Genomic DNA, 26,577 nt, shown 5'->3' on the forward strand with positions numbered 1-26,577 from the left:
CACATATCTGTGCAACTAAGTTACAGGCGTATCCGCCGATATTTAGTCTTGCCGCTTAAAGCGGCTGAGAAGCATGTGACTTCTAGTCATGTGAGGTTCACAATCTTCAGATGTTTCCGGAAATAGGTTCGGATCTTTCAAAGAGGGTCAGTTTTCGGACAGACTATAAATATGCAGTATGGACAGACTATGTGATTATCTATAAGGTAAACAGCGAGTATGTTGAGATTTACCGTGTAATGAATCGGTATCAGGATATTACAAGAATTTTTGATTAAAGTGAAAAGGGTAATTTGGTCATGACACATGAACAGTTTGAAAATGCAGCACAATACTGGAATAAAAAGGAACAGGTTAAAATGCCGAAGGAGGCATTAAAGAGCGCGATAGATGCGTATGTAATGGAAAATAACACCTGTGCGCTGGCAACGGGAACAGGAGATTATGTGAGATGCACGCCGATTGAGATGGAAGTGTTGTGCTCGGAATTTAAGAAGGAAGGATACAGCAGCAGGCAGACCTATGAGTGCTAAAAACAGACAGGAATTATTAGATGAAATTGCGGCATATCATCCATTCAATGAGAAGGAAGAGCGGGACAAAAATCTGATCTTTCAGTGGATTGAGCAGCATGAGGATGCATTTTCAAGGGAAAATACAGTGGCACATGTAACTGCATCGGCCTGGATGGTAAATAAGGACAGAAGCAAGGTTTTGATGGTGTACCATAACATTTACAATTCCTGGTCCTGGCTGGGCGGCCATGCAGATGGTGAGACAGATCTGTTATCAGTGGTCATTCGTGAGGTAAAGGAAGAGGCTGGTATAGCACATGTATGGCCGGTATCGGAGAATATTTTTTCTCTGGAATCTTTAACGGTGGATGGACATGTAAAGAAGGGAAAGTATATATCCAGCCACTTGCATCTGAATATTACCTACCTATTGGAAGCGGATTCAGAGGAAGATGTTCGGATAAAGGCAGATGAAAACAGCGGTGTGGCATGGTTTACGCCGGAGGAAGCATTGCAGAAATCCACGGAACCGTGGTTTGTGGAACGGGTCTATGGGAAACTGATTGAGAAAGTGAAAAGAATCTGAGGAGCAGATGCAGGGATGAAAAAGGAGCTGGATTATTTTTCAATTGACGGAGTTCAGGGCGGAAGCCAGGACTGGATGAGTAATTTCTTGATGAAATTCGGAGGCTGTGCAGCACTGGCGGCATGTGATACCTGCATTTATCTGGCGGCAAAGCAGGGATGGAAGCAGATATATCCTTATAATATAGCACATCTGTGCAGGGAAGACTATGACCGGTTTGCCATGAAGATGAAGCCGTATCTGCGTCCGAGAATTGGTGGAGTAGATCGTTTGAGCCTCTATATAGAAGGATTTCAGCGGTATCTTGCAGATGCGGGAGTGACGGATCTTTGCATAGAAGGACTGGAAGGACAGACACCTTACGAAAAAGCAGAAGAAGCGGTGGAAGCACAGATTCAGGTGGGATGGCCCATTCCGTGTCTGACCTTGAAACACAAGGAATCGGCATATGATGATTATGTGTGGCACTGGTATATGTTGACCGGCTATAAAAAGGAAGCGGGGCATTTCTCTGTAAAAGCGGTTACCTATGGTGGTGCAAGGTGGCTGGATTTTCATGGACTATGGGATACCGGATATGAGAAAAAAGGCGGTCTGATTCTCTATCGGGTTGCCGGAGCAAAGATGGCGTAGTATACTTCATTTTATAAAATGAACAAGTGAATGGGAGAATGACCATGATTAGAAAAAGACTTTTGATAGCGTTATCTATGACCGTGTTGTTACTGATGGGCTGCAGCAAAGAGACGGTACCTTCAGAACCTGAATCAACAGAAAACGATGAAACTGTGGATGCAGTGACAGAGGTACCTGATGAAACCGAAAATATGGAAATAGCTGAAGTAGAAGAAGCAGAAGTTGCAGAAACGGTCGAACCGAAATATATCACCATAGATTTCAACGGAGTAACGGAAACTCATGCAGAGGGGGACTCGGTTACTCCGTTAAAGTGGAATATTTTATCAGAAGAGGATAACGGTATTGATTTTGCAGATGAATGGTATGCCAGCGAAAACCTGTCTCTTCCCATGATCGGCACAGATTGGAACAGTTTTTCAGATGAAAACTATGAGTACCTGTGGGAAGGGGAAGATCTGTATATCTATGAAAATGGAACAGGTAACTGTCTATATGTATTGCATTATCCGACCGATAAATGGTATGTGAATGGAAACAATGCTTATTTAAAAGATGGCATTTTTTATGGGGCGAGTGTGGCCAACGGTTATGCACAGCCGAATACCTGCTTTATGTTTGCCTATGATCTGAAAAATGAAAAGCTGCTGTGGAGAAGCGCAGACCAGTCTTATAATTCCATGAATTTTGTGGTAGAAGGCGATGTTCTGATCTGCGGCTATGGATTTACCGCAGAGCCGGACTATCTCTATCAGATTAACCGAAATACAGGAGAAATCATTGACCGATTACTGCTGAAGAAAATGCCGGATCTCATTGTGGAGCAGGATGGAAAGCTGTATGTACATACTTACAGTTATAATTACGTCATTGAAATCGAGTAGATTCAGGAAGTAGATAGTGAGGGCTTAGCCTGTGTTACAAAAAGTTAAATAAAATACAACAAATAGGCATTGCTCTGCAATTGACATTTATGTTAAGCCATGATAATATAATTACATAAAAAGAGTACTACCGATAGACGGTTAGCCTGATATATTGCTAAACAAAAATTGCCGCTTAGTTTTCCAGACTGGGGCGGCTATTTTTGTGTTTTATGATTATCCTTACCGAATGTGTATCCGATACTAAAGCAGGTTAAGCCGAAGCTTATTATTGCGATGAAATCTATAATACTCATTGGCTTAGTCCTCCTTTCCGATAAATTCCTTTACAGGTTTCTATGTAATCAGAGGATCACAGTCCCTCTGGAGAAGGACTAACCGCCTACCGTTGTTGGTAGCACTCTTGTTTAAATTATAGCAAATAGATAATGAAAATACAACTATTTGTGGACAATTGTCTAGGGGCCAATTACATATCGCTATGCTGACCGTATCAGCAACCTGGCGGCAGAAGCAGTTGGAGTGGTGAAAGGACAGTCCCTTTTAGTTTTCTACACCATCTGAACCAGCCATACATTACTGTGTACCATAAAATAACCGATGGCCACCTTAATCAGTTCCGTAGCCTGTACGAAGAAGTACACACTTATGATACCGAGTCCGGTATAGTGAGCCAGTAAAAAGGCAGTTGGGACAACAACGATCCAGGTGAAAACAGAATCGAACAGGAATGTCACCATTGTTTTTCCACCGGAGCGCAGTGTGAAATAGGATGCATGGCTAAAGGAACAGAACGGCATGATGATTGCGGATACGGCGATAAATCTGGTTGCCAGTGTACGGATTTCCTCAGAGGTATTGTAGATCTGTGGGAAAAATCTGCCGATAAAAAGCATGCATACAGCTACAATGACACAGCAAAAAACACTGAACACAATCATTTTATTATCCGCATCCTTGGCTTTTTCCAGTTCACCGGCACCCAGATACTGTCCCACCACAATGCTGATGCAGGCACCAAGCTGGATATAAATGATGTTGAACAGATTGGTGATGGTCGTAGCAATGTTAAGTCCGGCAACTACTTCCAGGCCACGGATCGAATAACACTGTATTACGGCGGTCATTCCCGCAGCCCACAGAACTTCATTTATCATAAGCGGCAATCCTTTGATGATGATTGCTTTCAATTCATATTTGGGAATACCAAATCCGAGATATGCTCCTTCAAGATAGCGGTTCTTTTCTCTGTGTCTGTGTGCCCAGATAATAATCATAAGAGCTTCTATATAACGGGCAATGACCGTTGCCAGAGCGGCACCCTGCACACCCAGTTCCGGGAATGGCCCGATACCGAAAATCAGGAGATAGTCCAATATGGCATTGCTTCCAACAGCCACAAAACTTGCGATCATGGGAATCAATGTCTGTCCGGTTTCCTTGATATTGGTCGCATAAGACTGATTTACGGCAAAAGGAATCAATCCCGCCATCATAATGACCAGATATTGCAATCCATACTGTAATGCGGCACCTGTCGCACCGTTTCCGGAGGTGTCGGTGAGATAAAGAGAAATCAGGCTTTCCCCCTTCGTCACAAACAGCAGAATGGTAAGTGCGGTAACCGTCAAAGCTGCATACAGCTTAAAACGGAAAGAATACATATGCCCTTTGTGATTTCCATTTCCAAAATATTGCGCACCAAAAATACTGGCTGCTGATACAGCCCCGAAGATTGCCAGATTATATACAAATATCAGCTGATTGACAATGGCAACTCCGGACATCTGCTCTGTACCAAGCTGTCCAACCATAATATTGTCAAGAAAACTAACAAGGTTTGTCACTGCATTTTGTATAATCATCGGCAATGCCAGCGCGATGTATCTTCCATAAAAATTTCTGTCCCCGATATATTTTCTGCGAAACTTTTCTAACATAAATTCCTTCCTTTACATAAATCCCCTTTTTAATACCTGTTCAGCATAACATATTTCTGCGAAATTTCACACCTTCTTTGCTTATTTAAAAATATATCCACAATTTTTAGGAAAGAGGAAAATAATCATTAGAAACAGATATTGTGCCTCGATGTGGAACTGGACAAATTGAGTATAAAAGAATAAGAATACACTTGCTTTTTTGCTGAAATATACACTTGAAAAGAAGATTAGGAAAATTTGGGCAAAAGATGCATAAGAATTTCTATATGTCCAATTTGTTTAATTTTTGAAATTATATAGCGCAAAATATTTTTTTCGTAGCAAATATTGGGCGTGGAGAGACAAAAACATTCCATATGCCCAAATGAGCCAGGTGTAATAGAAGTATTGCCTAAACGGTTTTACCTCGTTAAATGATTTGGTTGAAGCAGCAGCTATCGTCCAGCCTCCGGTTGCATGAAACCTTGCAGGAATGGTATGATAAATAAAAAGGAGGCTATACGTATGTTATTTCTTGAATATCCCAAATGCTCCACCTGCCAGAAGGCCAAAAAATGGTTGGATGAGCATCAGATTCCCTATGAAGACCGCCACATTGTGGAGAACAATCCGACGTTTGAGGAGTTAAAGGACTGGTATGAACGGAGCGGTTTGCCGTTGAAGAAATTCTTCAATACCAGCGGAATGCTCTACAAAGAAATGAAGCTGAAGGACAAGCTGCCGGAAATGAGCGAGGAGGAGCAGTTAAAACTGCTGGCGACCAATGGCATGCTGGTAAAGCGTCCTCTGATCGTGGACGGTGACCGGGTGCTGACCGGATTTAAGATGGCAGAGTGGGAAACTCTCTTATGAATGTAGCGCAGGCGAGGCGTCTTCTTTCCGTCACGGAGGAAGACGATCTTCATTCCCTGAAGAAGAAATACCGGCAGCTTATGAATACCTGTCATCCGGATGCGCTGGGGTCAGAAGAGCCGGAGCATATCCGGCGTGCGCAGGAGATTAATGAAGCTTATCAGCTGCTGAAAAATCATCCCCATGCATTTGATTCGATGTGGAAGCCACAGGAAAAGACCCGTTCAGAGCGGAAGCGGCCCACATGGGCAGGAGTGGTCAATGAAGGAGCCTTTTGTGAGCGAAATGTGTATCTTTATTACACCATGGAGACAGAGGAAGGACATCCCTATTACCGTGCCGCCAGAGGAAAATATCTGTGGGAGCCGAAGGAAGAGGATTTTCAGTTGTTTCTCATCAGCATTCATGAAGTGGTGAAAGAACTCATGGAACATACGGATAAAACGATGGCGGTGAGAAGTCGTCTGTTCCAGTATCTGGCGGAGCAGTTTATTGAGCCGGTGAAGGTGTTGCGAAAGATAGCGAAGCCAGTACGGCTTGACCAGGAAGGACGGGAAATCTACCGGTTCCGGGCGTATCTGAAAGAAGACCGGCAACATCCGCTGCGAGAGAAAATGCTTCTGTATCCGAAAGCATTTCAAGGAAGCAGGATTCTGGTACAGGATAAAAACGGAATGGAGTATGGACATCTCTCCTTCGAGGATGACCGGATTTATTTTTGCATAATTCCTTTATTGAAAGAAAAACTGGCGCGGGTGAAGATGGAAGTCCTCGACAGAAAAGTGATCTTTTATTTTCGATTGGAAAAAGAGGCGGAACAGTATCGAATTCCAGACAGAAATCTGGAGATTGCAAAACTGCTTACAAAAGATTAAGGCCATGAAGCAGGGAGCGAAGGTCATTGTCCGGCCTACGGCTGCATGAAAACCTGCAGGAATAGTATGATAAATAAAAATGATGTGTCACGGAGGTGAACCATGAATTTTACATTGGATAAGAAGAAATGTATCTACATAGTGATCTGGCTTTTGATAGGACTTCTTTCCTTTACGGTGCTGGAGAAATATGCATCTGCACCGGAGTCCCATCAGGCGACCATTGCATCCCTCGATGAGAAGAAGGCGACGGTGCTGGAACTGACGGCGGCCACGACGGCCACATCTGCACTGATTACGTTACTGCCGGGAGATATTGGAACGCCTATTGCAGAGAAGGTAGCGGATTTGAGTGGCTATCTTTTGATCGTGTTGTGTGCGGTATTTCTGGAAAAGTATCTGGTGACGATTACCGGGTACGCAGCGTTTAAAATCTTTATTCCGGCGGCGTGTGTGCTGTATGCGGCAAATATGATGGCGCGGAATCGGAGTGTTGACAAGCTGGCGCGGAGACTTTTGATCTTCGGTATCTGCATTTTTCTGGTAGTTCCGGCAAGTGTGAAGGTATCAGATCTTATCGAGACCACTTATCAGTCCCAGATCGATGCGACATTGGAGGATGCGAAGAGTACCCAGGAAATGCTGGAAAACAGCAGCGCCGCGCAGCAGGAGATGGAACAGGCGCAGCAGAGCACAGATCAGAATACAGCGCAGCAGGAAACAGGAATCTCCGGCATCTTTGACAAGGCAAAGGATGCCCTTTCCAGTGCGAAGGATTCGGTAACAACAGCGGTGGAAAATGTGACCATTTCTTCGGAAGAACTGGTACAGAAGGTGCAGAATTCCCTGAATCATTTTGTGGAAGCAGTGGCCGTGATGCTGATTACATCCTGTGTGATTCCTATTCTGGTACTTCTGGTATTTTTCTGGCTGATTAAAGTGTTGCTGGATGTGGATATTTCCGGTGAAAATCCCAAGTCCGGTGAATAACATTTAAATCCTAATACTTGAAATACAAATGGATATCTGGGAAGCCTGTAATCCGAGTATCAGCGGCTGGAAAATGAGTGCGAAAATAAAAAATTAGAAGTGTCTGGGCAGATAGAAAATAAAAGTTATTTTCTGCCCAATCCGGCAATGCAAGACATGCGAAAATTCTATAAAAAACAAGTTTTTATTATTGATTTGGACATATAGAAAATCTGTGAGATCAGATGCCCAGAAAATTAGGAAAGTTTGGGCAAAAGATACATAAGAATTTCTGTATGTCCAATTTGTCTAATTTCTAAAATTATATAGCGAAAATAATTTTTTTAACTGCAAATATTGGGCATGGAGAGACATAAATATTCTATATGCCAAAACGAGCTAGGTATAATGAAAGTTTCCGGTGAAAAGTTTACACCGACTGTATAAACTGCTCAATATAGTAAAGTGCTGCGCCAATTGCCGGGGTATACTGCCCGTGAGTTCCCACAAGAATCTGCGTCGGATTTACTGCAAAAGGTGTGGAGCTGTTGATCCGCTCTGCCAGTTTTGCAATGTCCTCTTCTGTAAAATACGGAGCCAGATAGCCACTGATAATGATGGGCGCATCAATGATCAGGTTCAGATTTTTCATGGCAAAGGCCAGATGATTCAGGTAATCTTCCCAGATCTGCATTGCTTGAGGAGAAGCACCTTCTCTCAAAAGAGGGAAAAACTCTTTGATGGGAAGTCCGGCAGCCTGTTCCAGTGCATTGGCGGAGCAATAGGTTTCCAGACAGCCACGGTTTCCACAGTAACATAAGGGACCATCCGGATTGATACACATGTGCTCAATGGTTCCGCTGTGCATGGAACTTCCCTGATGAATCTGATGGTTGGCAATAACCGCACCGCCTAAGTTCCGGTTGAGCAGAAAAACCACTGCGCTGTTCAGTTCCGGGTGATTCCACAATTCCAGAGAAGCGGCGGATTTGGAATCGTGTTCCAGATGGCAGGGCCATGGAAGCCGGCTGGAAAAATCGGCCACATTCATACTGGTATTTCCCATAATGGTTCCATAAGTAACTGTGCTGTGGTCAGGAGAAGTGATTCCCTGAGTGGCAATGGAGATGCCCAGTATTTTGTCAGCATCATACTGCTGATTGGAAATAAAATTCTTGATTTCAGAAGCAACCTGTTCATAGTAAGCATCTGTATTTTCATAAGGAAGTGGAATGGTATCCATGCAAAGCGCATTTCCGTATAAATCCACAATTGTAATATGAAACATCTTTTTCAAAATACCGATTCCGATAGAAATCTTAAAGTCAGGAACAATCCGGATGGCATGTGCTTTTCTTCCGCCGGTGGATTCAAAATAACCGTTTCGTTCGATCAACCCCTCTTCTTCCAGCAGATTCAGATTCTGGCTGACAGTTGACAATCCCATCTGCAGATCCTGCACGATTTTCAATTTGGCAGATGCCTTTGCCTTATAAATATATTGATAGACCTTGGAACGGTTGATTTTCTTCAGACTAATCGTCGTTAATCCCTTTTCACTCATAGAATTAAATCCCCCCTGATAACTTTATAAGTTAATGGTAAGTATTACGCTTTATTTCAGTATAGAACAGGAAGATGGTAAAAGTCCACAAAAATAGAAAATAAACATTGGTGTAATTGCCAGTAGACGAGTGATTTGCTAACATATATACTAGACTTACAGTTAAGATATAAACATAAGTATTGAATGTAAGTAAAATAATGAAGGAGGAACAAACTATGAAGTTGACAATGGCGGGAATCAAAGATCGTGAGGCATGGGAAAAAGCGGGAATTCAGCTGCCGGGATATGATGTGGAAGAGGTTTCCGAAAAGGCGAGAAAAGCACCGCGTTGGGTACATTTCGGAATCGGCAATATTTTCCGTGTCTTTATCGGAGGAATTGCAGATGGTCTTCTGGAAGAAGGGGCTCTGGACAGGGGACTTACCTGTGTGGAGACCTTTGACTATGATGTGGCAGATAAGATTTATGCTCCATATGATAATCTTGGATTGAGTGTAATTCTGCACGGAGATGGCACCAGAGATTACAAAGTGTTAGGCGCTCTGGCAGAGGCGGTAAAAGCCCAGTCTTCCAATGATAAACAGTGGAACAGACTGAAAGAAATTTTTGCCGCTCCCTCTCTTCAGCTGGTTTCCTTTACCATTACAGAAAAGGGATATGCGCTGCAGAAAGCAGATGGAACCTGGTTCCCGTTTGTGGAAGCGGATATTAAGAACGGTCCGGCAAAAGCCACGGGGGCTATGGCAGTTCTGACGGCTATGCTCTATGAACGGTATCAGGCAGGAAAATATCCGCTGGCACTGGTTTCCATGGACAACTGCTCCCAGAATGGAGCAAGGCTTCGTCAGTCCGTGCTGACCATGGCGGAAGAATGGAAAAAGGCAGGCTATGTGGATGATGGGTTCCTTGCTTATGTGAGTGATGAGAAAACAATCGCATTTCCGTGGACCATGATTGATAAAATCACTCCTCGTCCAAGCGAGCAGATTGCAGCAGATCTGGAAGCACTGGGAGTGGAAGATATGCAGCCGGTAATCACTGCGAAGAAGACTTACATTGCACCGTTTGTAAATGCGGAAAAACCGCAGTATCTGGTGATCGAGGACAGTTTCCCCAATGGACGTCCGGCATTGGAAAAAGGCTTTGGTGTTTACATGGCAGACCGTAAGACGGTCAATCTGGCAGAACGTATGAAGGTAACCGTTTGTCTGAATCCGGTTCATTCTGCCACCGGACCGCTGGGAGTTGCCCTTGGATATGAGTTATTTGCTCACATGCTCAATACAGATGCGGATATGATGAAGATGGCCCGGATGGTTGCTTATGATGAAGGACTTCCGGTGGTACAGGATCCAGGGATTCTCTCACCGCAGGCATTTGTAGATGAACTTTTTAATGACCGGTTTCCAAATGAATATCTGGGAGATACCAACCTTCGTCTGGCAGTCGATGTATCCCAGATGGTAGGAATTCGTTTCGGAGAGACGATCAAAGCATATGTGGAAAAATATGGAGATGCATCCAGACTGACAGCACTTCCGCTGGGAATTGCAGGATGGCTTCGTTATATGCTGGCAGTGGATGATGCCGGTAAGAAATATGAACTTGCACCTGACCCGATGAATGAAGAAATTCAGGAACAGTTAAAGGATATCGTGCTCGGTCAGCCGGAGACTTTTACAGATCAGCTGAGACCGATTCTTTCCAACGAGCGCCTGTTCTTTATCGATCTTTACAAAGCAGGAGTTGGTGAGAAGGTTCAGAACATGTTCCGTGAGATGATCGCGGGACCGGGAGCAATCAAGGCAACCATTCATAAATATGTGAACGCATAGATAACAGGGGGAAAGAAAATGACAGAACCGGTATTTGCAGCTGATCCGACGAGACTGCTGATTGCAGCGGCAGTGGGAATCATACTTTTATTACTGTTAATCATCAAATTTAAAATTCATCCGGTATTATCGCTGGTAATTTCCGCTCTGTTTATCGGACTTGGAGCAGGTATGCCGGTTCGGAAATGCGGTGGCCAGCCTCTGCGTGGAAAAGAAAGGCGCCATTCCGGCAATGCCGACATTGGAACAAGTTAAGAAAAGGCTGTAGGTAAAAAGCTGTAAAACTTCATTGATTGAGGTTTTGCAGCTTTTATTGTATAATCAGGTACATGATGAATGAAACCATAGGAATGCTTCAGGAATTACTGGAGCAGAATCAGTTTGAACTGCTGATACCTGAAGAGCCGGAAGCGAAAGATATCCGCCTCGTTTACCTGATGAATGACGCAGTAGAAAGTTTTCTCATTTTCAGAAATGCTCATATGACAGGAACCTACAAAAGTGAATATGAAGGTGAGCTGGAATTTTCCTTAAGCCATGATGAGAAGCGGGAGGAGTACATTCTCTCTGTCTGGCAGGGAGACAGTGTGGTAACAGTATGGTTTCGGAAGCTGGAACTGGAGGCACATCTCTATAATTATGGCGCGATCGGGCATTTCTGGGTGAAAGGATGGGAATATCTGCGGCAGCTGGAATACCGGATTTCCATTTTGCGGGACAAATATGAATATCTGGGGCCGGAATTCTGCACGCCGGGGGAACAGAAAATTGCACTGCTCTGCGACTTTCCTCCGCTGAACTGCAGCTGTTATCCGGCCGTTCCGGAAAAATATCTGGTACCGCGGGAAAATGTGTGGGAACCGACGGCAGAGGCGATTGCGGTAATGGAAGAATTGGCTGTGAAGACGGGAGATACAAAGCTTCAGAAAATGCTCAACGATTATCGGAAAGATCCGGCTCCAGTCAATGCCAGAAAAATTGCGTCAGCTCTTCGAAAAAATGTCCATGCAGATACGGTTGATCTTTTGTCGGTGTGGCTCAAAGAGGAAACAGCCACATATCCTGATCGAAGCTATGGAGCAGAGACAGACCTGCAGATCCGGACGATGCTCCAACAGGCAGAGGACAAAAGGATGGAATTGGAAAGGAAAGGAATCCGGGCAGAGGTGCTGCGGGAAGAACCATTTACCACAGCCCAGGATCATCTGGATTTTCAGGTATATCTTATGGTCTGGAAACGAGGACTTTTTGATCGGACCGTGACGGTGGAATGTATAGGAAGGAAAGCGCATGTGGAAAATTAATTTATAAGTAATACTTAATAATAAAAATATTTTTAAATTATAACTGAGTCGAATTATGCGAAAAAACAAAGGAAAAACAAAAATTCTATTGACAATATTAGGGGGAACTGCCTATACTGACAAGTGTTAAGAAATAAACTGATCTTATGACTCATAAGTTCAGCTCATAAGAGACAACCCGTAAATGGGGACACAGGAGGATTATTTATGAAAAAGAAAGTTGTAAGTTTACTTACTGCTATGGCTTTGACCGCAATGACTCTTGCAGGATGTGGTTCTTCCACAGCAGCAGACAGCACTGATAGTACAGCAGCAGAGACTACTGATGAGGCAGCTGACACGGAAGCAGATGCAGACAGCACCGCTGCAGTTACCAATGTAAAAGCAGGTTTCATTTTCCTGCATGATGAGAACTCTACTTATGACCTGAACTTTATGAATGCAGCAAAAGAAGCATGTGAGAAGCTTGGTATTGAGTACATGACTAAGACCAATATCCCGGAAGGTCAGGAATGTTATGATGCAGCATGTGAGCTGGCAGATGCAGGATGTAACTTCATCTTCGCAGACAGCTTTGGACATGAGGATTACATCATCGAGGCTGCAAAAGAGTATCCGGAAGTACAGTTCAGCCATGCAACCGGAACTAAGGCTCATACAGAGGGACTTGACAACTTCCACAATGCATTCGCTTCCATTTATGATGGACGTTATCTTGCAGGTATTGCTGCTGGTATGAAATTAAATGAGATGATCGCAAACGGAGATATCACTGAGGATCAGGCAAAGATGGGATATGTAGGAGCCTATACCTATGCAGAGGTTATCTCCGGATATACTTCCTTCTTCCTGGGCGCACGTTCTGTATGCCCGAGCGTAACAATGGACGTTACCTTTACCGGTTCCTGGTATGATGAGACCGCTGAGAAAGAGGGTGCTAACAAACTGATCGAGGACGGATGCGTACTGATCAGCCAGCATGCAGACTCCATGGGAGCTCCGACCGCATGCGAGACCGCAGGTGTACCGAACGTATCCTACAACGGAAGCACCGAAAGCGCTTGCCCGAACACCTTCCTTGTATCTTCCAGAGTAAACTGGGAGCCCTACTTTGAGTATGCAATGAACTGTGTAGCAGATGGAACCCAGATCGACGCTGACTGGACCGGAACACTGGCTACCGGTTCTGTTGAACTGAGCAGCCTTGGAAGCGCAGTAGCAGATGGAACTCAGGAAGCAATCGATGCAGCAACTGCTGAGATTGAAGCTGGTACCTTACATGTATTTGATACCGCTACCTTCACCGTTGATGGTGCAGAGATGACCAGCTATGAAGCAGATGTGGATACGGATGCAGATTACACCCCGGATCATGAGGTAGTAAGCGACGGATATTTCCATGAGTCTGAGTACCGTTCCGCTCCGTACTTCAATGTACAGATCGACGGCATCAACCTTCTGGATACCGCATTCTAATTTAAATAAAATGCCTTGCAAAGGACGGCACAGCGACTATCGCCGCGCCGCCCTTTTTATCGTATGGAAACGAAGTTTTCCATACGATAAAAAGGACGGAACGGTTCTAATACGGCTCTAATATAGAAAGGGGACGAAAGATGGATACCAGAATAGCAGCAGTTTCGTTAAGAAACGTAACGAAGACCTTTGGCGCGGTTGTTGCCAATGAGAAAGTGAATCTGGATATTTATAAGGGAGAGATTCTGGCGCTCCTGGGAGAAAACGGAAGCGGAAAGACAACTCTGATGAATATGCTTTCCGGTATTTATTTCCCGGATGAGGGACAGATCTTTATCAATGGAAAAGAAGAGATTATCAAATCACCAAAAGATGCATTAAAGCTGGGCATTGGTATGGTGCATCAGCATTTCAAACTGGTGGATGTACTGTCTGCTACGGAAAATATTGTATTGGGTCTGGAAGGAAAGCTGAATATTAAAGAAGCATCCGGAAAGATTGCACACATCTGTGAAAAATATGGATTTGAAGTGGATCCGAAGCAGAAGATTTATGATATGTCTGTTTCTCAGAAGCAGACCGTGGAGATTGTAAAAGTACTTTACCGCGGTGCGGACATTCTGATTCTGGATGAGCCGACGGCAGTGCTGACCCCTCAGGAGACGGAAAAATTGTTCCGTGTACTTCGTAAAATGAGAGATGATGGAAAAGCGATTGTCATTATCACCCATAAGATGAACGAGGTAAAATCTCTGTCTGACCGTGTGGCAGTCCTGAGAAGTGGCCAGTATATTGGCGATATGAAGACCAGCGAGACCAACATTACGGAAATGACCAATATGATGGTTGGACATACAGTAACCCTGAACATTGACCGTCCGGACCCGGTAGATCCGAAACCACGAATCGAGGTGGAGGGTCTGACTGTCCGGAATGAAGAGGGCGTAGTCAAGTTAAAGGATGTCAGCTTTACTGCCAACAGCGGTGAGATTCTTGGCATTGCCGGAATCTCCGGATGCGGACAGAAGGAGCTGCTGGAAGCAATTGCAGGACTTCAGCCGGTAGAGTCCGGAACGATTGCCTATATGGAACCGGATGGCACAAAAGAAATGTTAATTGGAAAAGATCCGCTGAAGATTGCGGAGATGGGTGTTTCCCTTTCGTTTGTTCCGGAAGACCGTCTAGGCATGGGTCTGGTAGGAAATATGGATCTGACCGATAATATGATGCTTCGTTCCTTCCGGAAAGGAAAGACTCCCTTTGTCAACCGCAAACCGGCCAGAGAACTGGCAGAGCATGTGGTAGAGAGTCTGGAAGTGGTAACACCGGGCATTCACACACCGGTTCGCCGTCTTTCCGGTGGTAATGTTCAGAAAGTACTGCTGGGACGCGAGATTGCATCCTCACCGACCGTTTTGCTGACGGCTTATGCAGTGCGTGGTCTGGATATCAACTCCTCCTATACGATTTATGACTTGCTGAATGAGCAGAAGAAAAAGGGCGTGGCTGTTATCTTTGTCGGCGAGGATCTGGATGTGCTGGTAGAACTTTCCGACCGGATCATGGTTCTCTGTGGAGGAGAAGTCAGCGGCATCGTGGATGCCAGAACGACAGATAAAAATGAGGTCGGCATGATGATGACCAGAATGGGAGGCAGTGAAGAACATGAATGAGAAAAAGAAAGAACCGCTTTTCCATATTGTAAAGAGAGATGCCATTCCCTGGTATCAGTCGCTGGGAATCCGGGCAGCGGCCATTGTGCTGGCGCTGATTCTCTGCGCGATAATTACAACCGTAACGACGGGTATTAACCCGATTCAGGTATATCAGTCTATTTTTGCAGGAGCATTTGGCTCTGCCAGAAAGACCTGGATTACCTTCCAGAACATTTCCATCCTGCTTCTGATTTCCCTGGCGTTGACTCCGGCGTTCAAAATGAAATTTTGGAATATTGGCGGTGAAGGTCAGGTGCTCATCGGTGGTCTGGCATCTGCAGCCTGCATGATCTGTCTGGGGAACAAGCTTCCGAATGCGGCAGTCATCCTCTGCATGATTGTGGCAAGTATCGCAGCTGGTGCGTTCTGGGGATTTATTCCGGCATTTTTCAAGGCAAAATGGAATACAAATGAGACTCTTTCCACTCTGATGATGAACTATATTGCTACTCAGCTGGTGGCATTTTATACCATCGTATGGGAAGTGCCGAAGGGCTCCGGAAAGATTGGAATTATCAATCAGAATACGAATGTGGGCTGGCTGCCCCAGGCATTCGGTTACAAATACCTCTTAAGCATTCTGGTGGCAGTGCTCATTACGGTATTTATGTATATTTATCTTAACTACAGTAAACATGGCTATGAGATTTCTGTTGTGGGTGAGAGTGAGAACACGGCGAAATACGTTGGCATTAAAGTAGAAAAAGTGATCATGCGGACGGTGGTACTGTCCGGTGCTATCTGCGGACTGGTTGGTCTTCTGCTGGTGGGAGGCATCAATCATACGATAACCACAACCATTGCAGGAGGTCAGGGATTTACGGCAGTTCTGGTATCCTGGATGTCCAAATTCAATCCGCTGACCATGGTATTCTCCAGCTTCCTGATCATTTTCATGAATCGTGGTGCCAGTGAGATTTCCACAAACTTCGGACTGAACCAGTCTTACTCCGATATCCTGACGGGAATTATTCTGTTCTTTATCATCGGTTGTGAATTCTTCATCTCTTATCAGCTGCAGTCACGTAAAAAAGCAGAGAAGAAGGAGGTAAAATAAATCATGTTGAACTTCTTACTTGCGTTTATTCCAAGAGCCATTGTGCAGGGCATTCCGCTGCTGTTCGGAAGTACCGGTGAGATTGTGACCGAGAAATCCGGTAATCTGAATCTGGGAATTCCGGGCGTTATGTATGTGGGAGCCATCTGTGGTGTGATCGGTTCTTTCTTCTATGAACATTCTGTGCCGGATGCGTCTGCCATGAACGGAACCCTCGCCATTCTGATTCCGATGGCATGCTGCATGCTTGGCTCGCTGCTCATGGGAATCTTATACTGTTTCCTGACCGTGACACTGAGAGCAAATCAGAATGTAACAGGACTTGCCATGACTACATTTGGTGTTGGTTTTGGTAACTTCTTTGGCGGTTCGCTGATCAAACTGGTAGACAGCGATGTTCCCTCCATTACCCTGACGGCAACCAGTGGATTTTTCAGCAAGACCCTTCCCTTTGCAGGAAAACTGGGTTGGTTTGGAAAATTGTTCCTGTCCTACGGCTTCCTGGCATATCTGGCAGTGCTCATTGCGCTGGTAGCATCCTATATTCTGCATCACACCCGCGTCGGCCTGCAGCTTCGTGCAGTCGGCGAGAACCCGAGTACTGCAGATGCAGCAGGTATTAACGTGGCAAAATATAAATACATCGCAACCTGTGTCGGATGTATGATCGCAGGATTTGGCGGTCTCTACTATGTTATGGACTATGCCTGCGGTGTATGGTCCAACGATGCCTTCGGTGACAGAGGCTGGCTGGCTATCGCCCTTGTAATCTTCACCATCTGGCGTCCGAATATCAGTATTCTGGCATCCTTCCTGTTTGGAGGACTGTATATCCTGTATCTCTACATTCCGACCGGAATGGATCATATGGAGTTTCAGGAGTTATATAAAATGATTCCGTATGTGGTAACTCTGGTGGTACTGGTAGTGACCAGCATCCGCAGTAAGAGAGAGAGTCAGCCGCCTGCAAGTCTGGGCCTGGCCTACTTCAGGGAAGAGCGATAAAGATAGAAAATGTAACCCCGCGGTCCGATGGTATGGACCGCGGGGATTTTCTGTTGCAGTATTAATGATTTTCAGGGGTCAGATGCTCCAGGTTCTCTTCGATGATTTCCAGCGTCTTGAAAAATACATTACGATCGTTCTCATTTGTATTTTTAAGAAGAGCAGTTTCAAAATCCTGCTGAAGCTTTCGGCCTTTTTCGATAATGGGAAGTGCCTGTTCCGTACATTGAAGTTCGATTTTTCGTCGGTCTCCTTCTATACTGTTTCTGGTCAGATATCCTTCTTTTACCAGTTTATCTACATTGACAGAGACCAGATTTGCTTTAATTTTCCGGATTTCCACGATGTCGCGGGCTGTTTTGCATTCCGGATTGTTGCCAAGAAACATAAGAATATCAAAGGCTGTTTGCGGCATATGAATCTCTTTACATAAAGATTTGCAGTATTCATTGTATGCCAATCGTATTTTTCTTGCAAATTCCAGACGTACATTCATGATTTTTACCTCACTTCCGGATAATTCAAAAATGAACTGTTCATATTTGAATAGCGTAGCATGAATCAAAGAATGTGTCAACGGGAATGTATTCATAGAAAACAAATTGACTCACTGGGGGATTTTAGAATATAATTTCGATAACATAAGAATAAGGTGATACGATCATGGGAATGCATTACTATATGGCCCCGTTGGAGGCCATTACCACTTATACCTACCGACAGGCTCATGCAAAAGTATACGGACCTCTTGATAAATATTTTATCCCGTTTCTGGAAACTCATGAGAAGCGGGATTTTAAGACAAGAGAGCTGCAGGAAATCCTGCCGGAACATAATGAAGGAATTTATGTGGTACCGCAGATTCTGACCAACAAGGCAGATGGATTTATCCGCCTCGGAAAAGCATTGAAAGACTATGGATATCAGGAGATCAATTTAAACCTTGGATGTCCGTCCAAAACGGTGGTGACGAAAGGAAAAGGTTCTGGATTTCTGGCATTTCCGGAAGAGCTGGACTGTTTCTTGGACAACATCTTTGAGGCACTGGGTTCAGAACTGAAATTATCCGTAAAAACCAGAATCGGGAAGGAAAAGCCGGAAGAATTTCCGAGACTTCTGGAAATTTTTAACCGTTATCCTCTGGAAGAATTGATCATTCATCCAAGAGTACAGACCGATGGGTACAAGAATTACCCCAGAATGGAAATGTATGATCTGGCGGCAAAGGAGAGCAAAAATCCCGTATGCTATAACGGTGATTTGTTCAATCAGGAGAAGCTGGAGAAATTTCAGAAAGAGCGGCCGGATACAGATTGTTTGATGATTGGCAGGGGATTTCTCATGAATCCGGGACTTCTCCATCCGGAAACCGGACGGAAAGAATTCTGGGAGTTTCACGATCTGGTCTATCACGGCTATCTGGAACGGGATCTGGGTGGTTACCGGAACGTGCTATTTAAAATGAAAGAGTTGTGGCTCTATCAGGTGAAACTGTTCCCGGAAGTGAAGGGACTGGAGAAGAAGATCAAAAAACTGCAGACGCAGCAAGAGTATGAGCAGCTGATGGGAAAGTTGCAGACAGTTTCATAAATCCTTTCGTTGTCAACCGTATGGGAATATTGTATAATAAAAACAATCACAGCAAACGGAGGAAAAATGCATGACAGGAATGAACTCTGCAGTGATCTGGCTTGTGCTGGTGATCGTATTGCTGGCCATTGAGATTGCGACGTTGGGCCTGACGACAGTCTGGTTCGCAGGCGGGGCGGCAGCAGCATTTATCTCTACCTTTTTTGGTGCGAGTATGGGAGTCCAGACAGGAATTTTTCTGGTACTGTCACTGATTTTACTGTTGGTTACAAGACCGGCAGCCATGCGCTTTATGAAAAAGGGACAGGTAAAAACCAATGCGGACAGTCTGATCGGCAGAACAGCTGTAGCAACGAAGGAGATCAATAATCTGGCGCAGACCGGAGAAGTTGACATTGCCGATATCAGCTGGACAGCAAGAAGCAGGGATGATTTGAAGATTATCCCGGCAGGCAGCAAAGTAAAGATCTGTGCCATCGAAGGCGTGAAGCTTATCGTGGAGGAGATAAAGGAGGAAATAAAATGATTTTAGTAGGCGTACTGATTCTGGTGATTCTGATCATTCTGGCATCCTGTGTGAAAGTGGTACCGCAGGCTACCGCACTTGTTATGGAACGTCTGGGTGCGTATAACGGAACCTGGCCGGTAGGTATCCATTTTAAGGTGCCGATCATTGATCGTGTGGCAAAGAAAGTGACCCTGAAAGAGCAGGTAGTGGATTTCGCGCCGCAGCCGGTAATTACAAAAGATAATGTAACCATGAGAATTGATACGGTTGTGTTCTTCCAGATTACGGATCCGAAGCTTTTTGCTTATGGTGTAGAGAATCCGATCATGGCCATCGAGAACCTGACCGCTACCACCCTTAGAAATATCATTGGAGATCTGGAACTTGACCAGACCCTGACTTCCCGTGAGACCATCAACACCAAGATGCGTGCTTCCCTGGATGTGGCAACAGATCCGTGGGGCATCAAAGTGAACCGTGTGGAACTGAAGAACATCATTCCTCCGGCTGCCATTCAGGATGCCATGGAGAAGCAGATGAAGGCAGAGCGTGAGCGCCGTGAGGCAATTCTGAAAGCAGAAGGTGAGAAGAAGTCCACTATTCTGGTGGCAGAAGGTCATAAAGAGTCTGCGATTCTGGATGCAGAGGCCGAGAAACAGGCAGCAATCTTGAGAGCAGAAGCAGAGAAAGAGAAGATGATCAAGGAAGCAGAAGGTCAGGCAGCAGCCATCCTGAAAGTACAGCAGGCAAATGCGGACGGTCTTCGTTTCCTGAAAGAAGTAGGAGTAGATGAAGCGGTGATCCAGCTGAAGAGCCTGGAGGCATTTGCAAAGGCAGCCGACGGACAGGCAACCAAGATCATTATTCCGTCCGAGATTCAGAAGCTTGCCGGACTGGTAAGTTCTGTTACGGAAGTAGCGAAAGAGAAGTAATTCGCATTGCAGAAACACATTTCGGGCTGACGCAGCATGTTGCGCCAGCCTGTTTGCATGAAAGCACATACATACAAAAGGAGACATCGCCATGGATTTAATAGGAAGAAATTTTTTGAAACTGCTTGATTATACACCGGAAGAGATGACTTATCTTCTGGATCTGGCTGCAGAGCTGAAAGCCAAGAAGAAAAAAGGCATTCCGGTAGATACTTTAAGAGGTAAAAATGTTGCGCTGATTTTTGAAAAAACCAGTACCAGAACCCGCTGCTCTTTTGAAGTGGCTGCCCATGACCTGGGTATGGGAACAACGTACCTTGATCCCACCGGTTCTCAGATCGGTAAGAAGGAGAGCATTGCAGATACTGCCCGTGTGCTGGGAAGAATGTATGAGGGTATCGAGTACCGTGGATATGGTCAGGAGATCGTGGAAGAGCTGGCAAAATATGCAGGGGTTCCGGTGTGGAACGGTCTGACCAACGAGTTCCATCCGACCCAGATTCTGGCAGATATGCTGACCATCCGTGAGCATTTCGGAAATCTGGATGTGAAAGTCGTTTACATGGGTGATGCCCGTTACAATATGGGCAATTCCTGGATGGTAGGATGTGCGAAGATGGGTATGGACTTTACTGCATGCGCGCCGAAGAAATACTGGCCGTCCCAGGAGCTGATCGATCAGTGTCAGGAAATCGCAAAAGAGACCGGCGCAAAGATCACGCTGGAAGAGGATGTACAGAAGGCAACTAAGAACGCAGATGTCATTTATACGGACGTATGGGTATCCATGGGTGAGCCGGATGAAGTATGGGCAGAGCGTATCCATGACCTTCTTCCCTATCAGGTAAATAAAGCAGTGATGGAAAATGCAGGAGAGCAGGCAATCTTCATGCACTGTCTGCCGGCGTTCCATGATCTGGGAACCAAGATCGGCAAACAGATCAGTGAGAAATTTAACCTGGATGCCATGGAAGTAACCGACGAAGTATTTGAGTCATCCCAGTCTGTTGTATTTGATGAGGCTGAGAATCGTATGCATACCATCAAAGCTGTGATGGCAGCAACGCTGGGAGCATAAAAAGCCGGAGGAATCATGAAAGGATTTCTGGAAAGATATCGGAATATTACTGTCTGGCTGAGTCTCTTTATTCTGGCCATGGGATTTGTGGCAGCGTCGGATGAAGAACAGCGGATGGTATGCATGCTATTTGCATTTCTGGCGGGGGCGTTTCTCTTTGGAGCGGGAACTGCCAGAGAATGGGCAGTAAAAAATCAGCCAGGTGTCTTTTGCTATGCAGTATTGACAGCGGCTATGTGGATGGCAGTCGTTATAACGATTCTGCGCCTGGGAGGAATTTTATGAGAACAGAATTATTGAAAATATTGCGGGAATCGGATGACTACGTATCCGGACAGCAGCTTTGCGACCAGTTTGGAGTTTCCAGGACTGCTGTCTGGAAGGCGATCAGCCAGCTGCGGGAAGAAGGCTATGATATCGAAGCGGTAAAAAATCGTGGATATAAGCTGGGTTCAGGTGAAACACCGGATCTTCTGACTGCTTCGGAAATCGTGAGCAGGCTGCATACGGAGCAGATGGGTAAAAACTGTATTTTCCTGGAGAGTGTGGATTCTACCAATAATTATGCCAAGCGCATTGCTGAGCAGGGAGCAGAAACTGGAACTCTGGTAGTAGCAGAAGAGCAGACCGGGGGTAAAGGACGCAGGGGAAGATCCTGGGAGACCCCAAAAGGAGCGAATATTGCCATGACGATTCTGCTAAAACCACAGATTCGCCCAGAGCATGCTTCACGGCTGACCCTTCTTATGGCTATGGCGGTGGTCAGGGGGATTCAGAGTGTGACGGGACTGGAAGCTGGCATCAAATGGCCAAATGATGTGGTAGTAGATGGACATAAAGTCTGTGGAATTCTGACGGAAATGAGCACGGAGGTTGATTATATCAACTATGTGGTCATTGGTACGGGTATTAATGTGAACCAGACAGAATTTCCGGAAGAGATCCGGGAGATTGCCGGTTCCTTAAAACAGGCAGCAGGACATGCCATTGCAAGAGCGGAGCTGGTTGCCGTTGTGATGGAAGAACTGGAAGATCTCTATGGAACATTTTTAAAAACAGAGGATCTATCGGCACTGAAAGAAGAATATAATAAACATTGTGTGACCTGCGGTCATGAGATCCGTGTGCTGGAGCCGGGACATGAATATACCGGAACTACCGAGGGAATCAATGACAGTGGAGAACTGATAGTGAAAAAGACAGACGGTAAAATTGTCTGCGTCTACGCGGGAGAAGTTTCTGTGCGTGGATTGTACGGATATGTATAGGAGAAATGACAGATGTATCAGGACAGAGTGGTGCTCTGCGGAGCAAGCGCTTATGAGAAAAAATATTATCTGAATGAAGATTTTAAGGCACTTCCTCAGCAAATTCAGGATGAGCTGAAGATTATGTGCGTGTTGTTCACGGAAGATATCGGTGGCGTGCTGACCCTGGTATTTGATGAGGAGGGGAATCTTCTGCTGGAAGTATCAGCGAATGAAGGAGATTTGCTTTATGACGATATTGGAAGTGAACTGAAGATCCGTCAGATCAGGAAAGAGAAGGCGGAGCTGTTACAGTCACTGGAACTGTACTATAAGGTGTTCTTCCTTGGCGAGGATGTAGAAGGATGATACAGACACTGAAGATCGGAGACGTAAGTCTGAAAAATAATCTGATCCTCGCTCCCATGGCAGGTGTTACGGACCTGCCATTTCGTCTTTTGTGTAAAGAACAGGGAGCGGGGCTTCTCTGTATGGAGATGGTCAGTGCCAAGGCAATTTATTTTAATAACAGGAATACGGAAGAATTGCTTACCATTGATGACCGGGAGCCGCCAGTGTCCTTGCAGTTGTTTGGTTCCGATCCGGACATCATTAGTGAGATGGCGAAAAAGATAGAGAACCGCTCCTTTTCCATTCTGGATATCAATATGGGATGTCCGGTGCCGAAAGTAGCTGGCAACGGTGAAGGTTCCGCCCTTATGAAAAATCCAAAGCTGGTGGAAGAGATCGTCAGTAAGACTGCAAAAGCCATCAAAAAACCGGTGACCGTGAAGATCAGAAAAGGATTTGACGATGAGCATATCAATGCAGTGGAGATTGCAAGAATTGCGGAAAGCGCAGGAGCAGCAGCGGTAGCGGTGCATGGCCGGACCAGAGAGCAGTATTACAGTGGAAAAGCGGACTGGGACATTATCCGTCAGGTAAAAGAAGCGGTGAAGATTCCAGTCATTGGAAATGGAGATGTGACTTCTCCGGAGGCTGCAAGGCAGCTTGTGGAGATGACTGGCTGCGACGGCATCATGATTGGTCGGGGCGCACAGGGAAATCCGTGGATTTTCCGGCAGATTCTGCACTGGATGGAGACTGGGGAAGAAGAACCAAAGCCAGATCTGGAAGAAGTGAAAGCCATGATTCTCCGGCATGCGAAGATGCTGGTGGAATATAAAGGTGCATATACCGGAATCCGGGAGATGAGAAAACATGTGGCCTGGTATACAGCCGGATATCCTAATTCGGCGAAACTTCGGGCGCGGGTCAACGAAATCGAAAGTCTGGAAGCGCTGGAGCATTTAATCCAAGGGCTGTGACATATATTTGAGTGAGGTCAAAGGTGCGGAGGCGGCTTTTTTGAACTGGTGGAGACGGTTAAGCGCGTGGCTGCAGCATCAGAAGAAAGAGGATTATGTAACGGAGAAAAAGGAAAAAAAACAGAAGAGTTTTTTCCTATATATGAGTCAGACCCCGGAAGTGCTCACGTATTTAAGAAGAGAGGCAGGAATTCCGCTTCGAAATCTGGAGCTGGTAGTGGTGGATAATCCATCAGAACCGGCCTGGCAGGTAGAGAGGATTTTGGAGCTGTTAGTGCCAAAGCTCAATCTGCTTTATGTGCTGACCGATCGACCGGAATATTTTCGGGAGCTTTCGGAGGAGGTTTTTGAGGAGCAGGGACTGCTTATGACCGTGACTGACAGTCAGGAGATTCGGAGGGCTGGGAACCTGATTATGGATCTTTGCGACTGGGAAATGCACCTTGACATTATTTCTTAGGTACGATAAAATAACTTGACTCAATAGATTTATTGGATAGATTGGAAGGTGTTAAACATGGCGGATAAAAAAAATATTATGACCTATGCAGGTCTTAAAAGATTGCAGGATGAGCTGCAGGATTTGAAAGTAAACCAGAGACGTGAGATTGCTCAGAAGATCAAAGAGGCGAGAGAGCAGGGAGATCTTTCTGAGAACGCCGAGTACGACGCAGCAAAAGACGAGCAGAGAGATATCGAGGCGCGTATTGAGCAGATTGAGCAGATTCTGAAAAATGCAGAGGTTGTTGATGAAGATGAGGTCGATCTGGACAAAATCAATATCGGATGCCTGGTACGTGTTCTGGACATTGAATACGATGAAGAAGAGGAATACAAACTGGTGGGTTCTTCCGAGGCCAGCAGTCTTCAGAATAAAGTTTCCAATGAGTCTCCCTTCGGTAAAGCACTGATTGGAGCAAAAGTAGGAGACATCGTGGAAGTAGAAGCACCGGCTGGCATTGTAAAATACAAAGTGCTCAGCATTCACAGAGCAAACTAAGGAGAGAGAAAGTGGCAGGAAATAATAATACACAGGATCTTGGACAGCTGTTAAAGGTTCGCCGCGAGAAGCTGGCTGACCTCCAGAATGCAGGCAAAGATCCGTTTCAGATTACAAAATATAACCAGACCCATCATTCTTCAGATGTAAAAGCTCTTTACGAAGAGCATGAGGCAAAGATTCTCGCAGGAAGAGCACCGCTGAACACTGAGGGAATGGATGAGGCACAGGCAAAAGACGCACAGAATGCGGATTATAATGAGAGAAGAGCGATCATGGACGCACAGCCGATTCATGTATCCATTGCCGGACGTATGATGTTCAAGCGTGTGATGGGAAAAGCGTCCTTCTGTAACATCCGTGATCTGAAAGGAACCATTCAGGTCTATGTGGCAAGAGACGCCATCGGAGAAGAGAGCTACGCAGATTTTAAGAAATCTGACATTGGCGATATCTATGGTGTGGAGGGTTATGCATTCCGTACCAAGACCGGTGAGGTTTCCATTCATGCAGAGAAGATGACGCTTCTGAGCAAGAGTCTTCAGATCCTTCCTGAGAAATATCATGGAATTACCGATACGGATATGCGTTATCGTCAGAGATATGTAGATCTGATTATGAACGAGGATGTAAAGAATACCTTCATCAAACGTTCCCAGATCATTAAAGAGATCCGTAACTTCCTGGCAGGAAGAGATTTCATGGAAGTGGAGACTCCAACTCTGGTTTCCAATGCAGGTGGAGCAGCAGCACGCCCCTTTGAGACTCATTACAATGCACTGAATGAGGATGTAAAGCTCCGTATTTCCCTTGAGCTTTATCTGAAGAGACTGATTGTAGGCGGACTTGAGAGAGTCTTCGAGATCGGTCGTGTATATCGTAACGAAGGTGTAGACACCCGTCATAATCCGGAGTTTACTCTGATGGAGCTGTATCAGGCATATACGGATTATGAAGGCATGATGGAACTGACAGAGAGCATGTTCCGTTATCTGGCTGAGAAAGTCTGCGGAAGCACCAAGTTTACTTATAATGGAATTGAGATCGACTTTGGCAAGCCCTTTGAGCGTCTTACCATGAACGATGCAATTAAGAAATATGCAGGCATTGATTTTGATGCCGTTGAGACCGATGAGGAAGCTAAGAGACTGGCAGATGAGCGTCACATTGAATATGAGGAGCGTCATACAAAGGGTGACATCATTAACCTGTTCTTCGAGGAGTACTGTGAGAAAGAGCTGATTCAGCCGACCTTTATCATGGATCATCCGCTGTCCATCTCTCCGCTGACCAAGAAAAAACCGTCCGACCCGAATAAAGTAGAGCGTTTCGAGCTGTTCATTAATACCTGGGAGATGTGTAATGCATATTCTGAGCTGAATGACCCGATCGATCAGAGAGAGCGTTTCGCCCAGCAGGATGCAAATGCGGAAGCAGGTGATGACGAGGCACAGCATACAGATGAAGATTTCCTGAATGCACTGGAGATCGGTATGCCTCCGACAGGTGGTATCGGATACGGTATTGACCGTCTGGTTATGCTTCTGACTGACAGTCCGGCTATCCGTGACGTACTGCTCTTCCCGACGATGAAGCCCTTGGACAACTAAATAGCCGAAAAAAGCCAGTGTTTTCAAGGGTTTTCGGGTTCCCGATAACCCCCGAAAATACATCT

28 protein-coding genes and 1 pseudogene are annotated in these 26,577 nt (G+C 45.4%); 26 read left to right on the forward strand and 3 right to left on the reverse strand.

Annotated elements, in window-relative coordinates; all coding sequences use genetic code 11:
* Positions 1-101: 101 nt before the first annotated feature.
* From ACZMB2_RS12230 to ACZMB2_RS12250, 5 genes and pseudogenes are all read left to right on the forward strand, one after another.
* Positions 102-278, forward strand: a pseudogene (locus ACZMB2_RS12230) (type II toxin-antitoxin system RelE/ParE family toxin); the annotation flags it as partial.
* Between the two features lie 21 nt (positions 279-299).
* Positions 300-533 (forward strand): hypothetical protein, encoded by a 234-nt coding sequence (locus ACZMB2_RS12235; RefSeq protein WP_487596949.1) that lies wholly within the window; start codon positions 300-302, stop codon positions 531-533.
* On the forward strand, positions 523-1,101 hold the full coding sequence (locus ACZMB2_RS12240) for an NUDIX hydrolase (RefSeq protein WP_487596950.1): 579 nt from the start codon (positions 523-525) through the stop codon (positions 1,099-1,101). The genes ACZMB2_RS12235 and ACZMB2_RS12240 overlap by 11 nt, the downstream gene beginning before the upstream one ends.
* Positions 1,102-1,116: 15 nt before the next feature.
* On the forward strand, positions 1,117-1,734 hold the full coding sequence (locus ACZMB2_RS12245; RefSeq protein WP_487596951.1) for a hypothetical protein: 618 nt from the start codon (positions 1,117-1,119) through the stop codon (positions 1,732-1,734).
* Between the two features lie 44 nt (positions 1,735-1,778).
* Entirely contained in the window at positions 1,779-2,621 is an 843-nt protein-coding gene (locus ACZMB2_RS12250) for a hypothetical protein (RefSeq protein WP_487596952.1), read from the forward strand.
* Positions 2,622-3,172: 551 nt separating this feature from the next.
* Here the strand turns inward: ACZMB2_RS12250 and ACZMB2_RS12255 are convergent.
* A complete protein-coding gene (locus ACZMB2_RS12255) occupies positions 3,173-4,561 on the reverse strand; it encodes an MATE family efflux transporter (protein WP_118771033.1) in 1,389 nt (462 codons plus the stop codon).
* Positions 4,562-5,068: 507 nt separating this feature from the next.
* Here ACZMB2_RS12255 and ACZMB2_RS12260 point away from each other — a divergent pair.
* The 3 genes from ACZMB2_RS12260 to ACZMB2_RS12270 all read left to right on the forward strand — a co-directional run bounded on the left by ACZMB2_RS12260 (position 5,069) and on the right by ACZMB2_RS12270 (position 7,281).
* Positions 5,069-5,416 (forward strand): arsenate reductase family protein, encoded by a 348-nt coding sequence (locus ACZMB2_RS12260; RefSeq protein WP_487596953.1) that lies wholly within the window; start codon positions 5,069-5,071, stop codon positions 5,414-5,416.
* Positions 5,413-6,291: a J domain-containing protein gene (locus ACZMB2_RS12265; protein WP_487596954.1), complete on the forward strand. Its 879-nt coding sequence runs from the start codon at positions 5,413-5,415 to the stop codon at positions 6,289-6,291. The genes ACZMB2_RS12260 and ACZMB2_RS12265 overlap by 4 nt, the downstream gene beginning before the upstream one ends.
* Positions 6,292-6,393: 102 nt before the next feature.
* Positions 6,394-7,281, forward strand: a complete 888-nt coding sequence (locus ACZMB2_RS12270; protein WP_487596955.1) for a hypothetical protein — start codon at positions 6,394-6,396, stop codon at positions 7,279-7,281.
* 409 nt (positions 7,282-7,690) lie between these two features.
* Here the strand turns inward: ACZMB2_RS12270 and ACZMB2_RS12275 are convergent, their stop codons facing one another.
* Positions 7,691-8,824 carry an ROK family transcriptional regulator gene (locus ACZMB2_RS12275; RefSeq protein WP_487596956.1) on the reverse strand — a complete coding sequence of 378 codons (1,134 nt, stop codon included), beginning with the start codon at positions 8,822-8,824 and terminating at the stop codon, positions 7,691-7,693.
* A 218-nt stretch (positions 8,825-9,042) separates the two neighbouring features.
* Here ACZMB2_RS12275 and ACZMB2_RS12280 point away from each other — a divergent pair, with 218 nt between their 5' ends.
* The 7 genes from ACZMB2_RS12280 (at position 9,043) to ACZMB2_RS12310 (ending at position 17,219) form a co-directional block, all read left to right on the forward strand.
* Positions 9,043-10,662, forward strand: coding sequence for a mannitol dehydrogenase family protein (locus tag ACZMB2_RS12280; protein ID WP_487596957.1), 1,620 nt, complete (start codon positions 9,043-9,045; stop codon positions 10,660-10,662).
* Positions 10,663-10,680: 18 nt separating this feature from the next.
* Positions 10,681-10,917, forward strand: a complete 237-nt coding sequence (locus ACZMB2_RS12285; RefSeq protein ID WP_487596958.1) for a GntT/GntP/DsdX family permease — start codon at positions 10,681-10,683, stop codon at positions 10,915-10,917.
* A 74-nt stretch (positions 10,918-10,991) separates the two neighbouring features.
* Entirely contained in the window at positions 10,992-11,966 is a 975-nt protein-coding gene (locus ACZMB2_RS12290) for a DUF3878 family protein (protein WP_487596959.1), read from the forward strand.
* A gap of 207 nt (positions 11,967-12,173) precedes the next feature.
* On the forward strand, positions 12,174-13,442 hold the full coding sequence (locus tag ACZMB2_RS12295; protein WP_308459180.1) for a BMP family ABC transporter substrate-binding protein: 1,269 nt from the start codon (positions 12,174-12,176) through the stop codon (positions 13,440-13,442).
* A gap of 140 nt (positions 13,443-13,582) precedes the next feature.
* Complete coding sequence (locus tag ACZMB2_RS12300) at positions 13,583-15,115, forward strand: ABC transporter ATP-binding protein (protein ID WP_487596960.1); 1,533 nt, start codon at positions 13,583-13,585, stop codon at positions 15,113-15,115.
* Positions 15,108-16,214, forward strand: a complete 1,107-nt coding sequence (locus tag ACZMB2_RS12305) for an ABC transporter permease (protein WP_487596961.1) — start codon at positions 15,108-15,110, stop codon at positions 16,212-16,214. Before ACZMB2_RS12300 ends, ACZMB2_RS12305 begins: the two co-directional genes overlap by 8 nt.
* A 6-nt stretch (positions 16,215-16,220) precedes the next feature.
* Complete coding sequence (locus ACZMB2_RS12310) at positions 16,221-17,219, forward strand: ABC transporter permease (protein ID WP_118770526.1); 999 nt, start codon at positions 16,221-16,223, stop codon at positions 17,217-17,219.
* 61 nt (positions 17,220-17,280) lie between these two features.
* Here ACZMB2_RS12310 and ACZMB2_RS12315 read toward each other — a convergent pair whose 3' ends face one another.
* Positions 17,281-17,715: a MarR family winged helix-turn-helix transcriptional regulator gene (locus ACZMB2_RS12315; RefSeq protein ID WP_487596962.1), complete on the reverse strand. Its 435-nt coding sequence runs from the start codon at positions 17,713-17,715 to the stop codon at positions 17,281-17,283.
* 167 nt (positions 17,716-17,882) lie between these two features.
* Between ACZMB2_RS12315 and ACZMB2_RS12320 the strand changes: the two genes are divergently transcribed.
* The 11 genes from ACZMB2_RS12320 (at position 17,883) to lysS (ending at position 26,512) form a co-directional block, all read left to right on the forward strand.
* Positions 17,883-18,809, forward strand: a complete 927-nt coding sequence (locus ACZMB2_RS12320; protein WP_487596963.1) for a tRNA-dihydrouridine synthase — start codon at positions 17,883-17,885, stop codon at positions 18,807-18,809.
* 70 nt (positions 18,810-18,879) lie between these two features.
* Positions 18,880-19,335, forward strand: coding sequence for an NfeD family protein (locus ACZMB2_RS12325; protein ID WP_487596964.1), 456 nt, complete (start codon positions 18,880-18,882; stop codon positions 19,333-19,335).
* A complete protein-coding gene (locus tag ACZMB2_RS12330) occupies positions 19,332-20,249 on the forward strand; it encodes an SPFH domain-containing protein (protein ID WP_118770505.1) in 918 nt (305 codons plus the stop codon). The genes ACZMB2_RS12325 and ACZMB2_RS12330 overlap by 4 nt, the downstream gene beginning before the upstream one ends.
* Positions 20,250-20,340: 91 nt before the next feature.
* Entirely contained in the window at positions 20,341-21,327 is a 987-nt protein-coding gene (gene argF, locus ACZMB2_RS12335) for an ornithine carbamoyltransferase (protein WP_487596965.1), read from the forward strand.
* Positions 21,328-21,342: 15 nt separating this feature from the next.
* Positions 21,343-21,612 carry a hypothetical protein gene (locus ACZMB2_RS12340; RefSeq protein WP_487596966.1) on the forward strand — a complete coding sequence of 90 codons (270 nt, stop codon included), beginning with the start codon at positions 21,343-21,345 and terminating at the stop codon, positions 21,610-21,612.
* A complete protein-coding gene (locus tag ACZMB2_RS12345; protein ID WP_487596967.1) occupies positions 21,609-22,595 on the forward strand; it encodes a biotin--[acetyl-CoA-carboxylase] ligase in 987 nt (328 codons plus the stop codon). Before ACZMB2_RS12340 ends, ACZMB2_RS12345 begins: the two co-directional genes overlap by 4 nt.
* A 12-nt stretch (positions 22,596-22,607) precedes the next feature.
* Complete coding sequence (locus ACZMB2_RS12350; RefSeq protein WP_487596968.1) at positions 22,608-22,943, forward strand: DUF6145 family protein; 336 nt, start codon at positions 22,608-22,610, stop codon at positions 22,941-22,943.
* Positions 22,940-23,902, forward strand: coding sequence for a tRNA dihydrouridine synthase DusB (dusB, locus tag ACZMB2_RS12355; RefSeq protein WP_487596969.1), 963 nt, complete (start codon positions 22,940-22,942; stop codon positions 23,900-23,902). The genes ACZMB2_RS12350 and dusB overlap by 4 nt, the downstream gene beginning before the upstream one ends.
* Before the next feature lie 40 nt (positions 23,903-23,942).
* Complete coding sequence (locus ACZMB2_RS12360; RefSeq protein ID WP_487596970.1) at positions 23,943-24,362, forward strand: hypothetical protein; 420 nt, start codon at positions 23,943-23,945, stop codon at positions 24,360-24,362.
* Positions 24,363-24,419: 57 nt separating this feature from the next.
* Positions 24,420-24,902, forward strand: coding sequence for a transcription elongation factor GreA (greA, locus tag ACZMB2_RS12365; protein WP_487596971.1), 483 nt, complete (start codon positions 24,420-24,422; stop codon positions 24,900-24,902).
* Positions 24,903-24,913: 11 nt separating this feature from the next.
* Positions 24,914-26,512 carry a lysine--tRNA ligase gene (lysS, locus tag ACZMB2_RS12370; RefSeq protein ID WP_487596972.1) on the forward strand — a complete coding sequence of 533 codons (1,599 nt, stop codon included), beginning with the start codon at positions 24,914-24,916 and terminating at the stop codon, positions 26,510-26,512.
* The last annotated feature ends 65 nt before the right edge of the window (positions 26,513-26,577 follow it).

It is taken from the genome of Hominiventricola sp., from assembly GCF_057604405.1.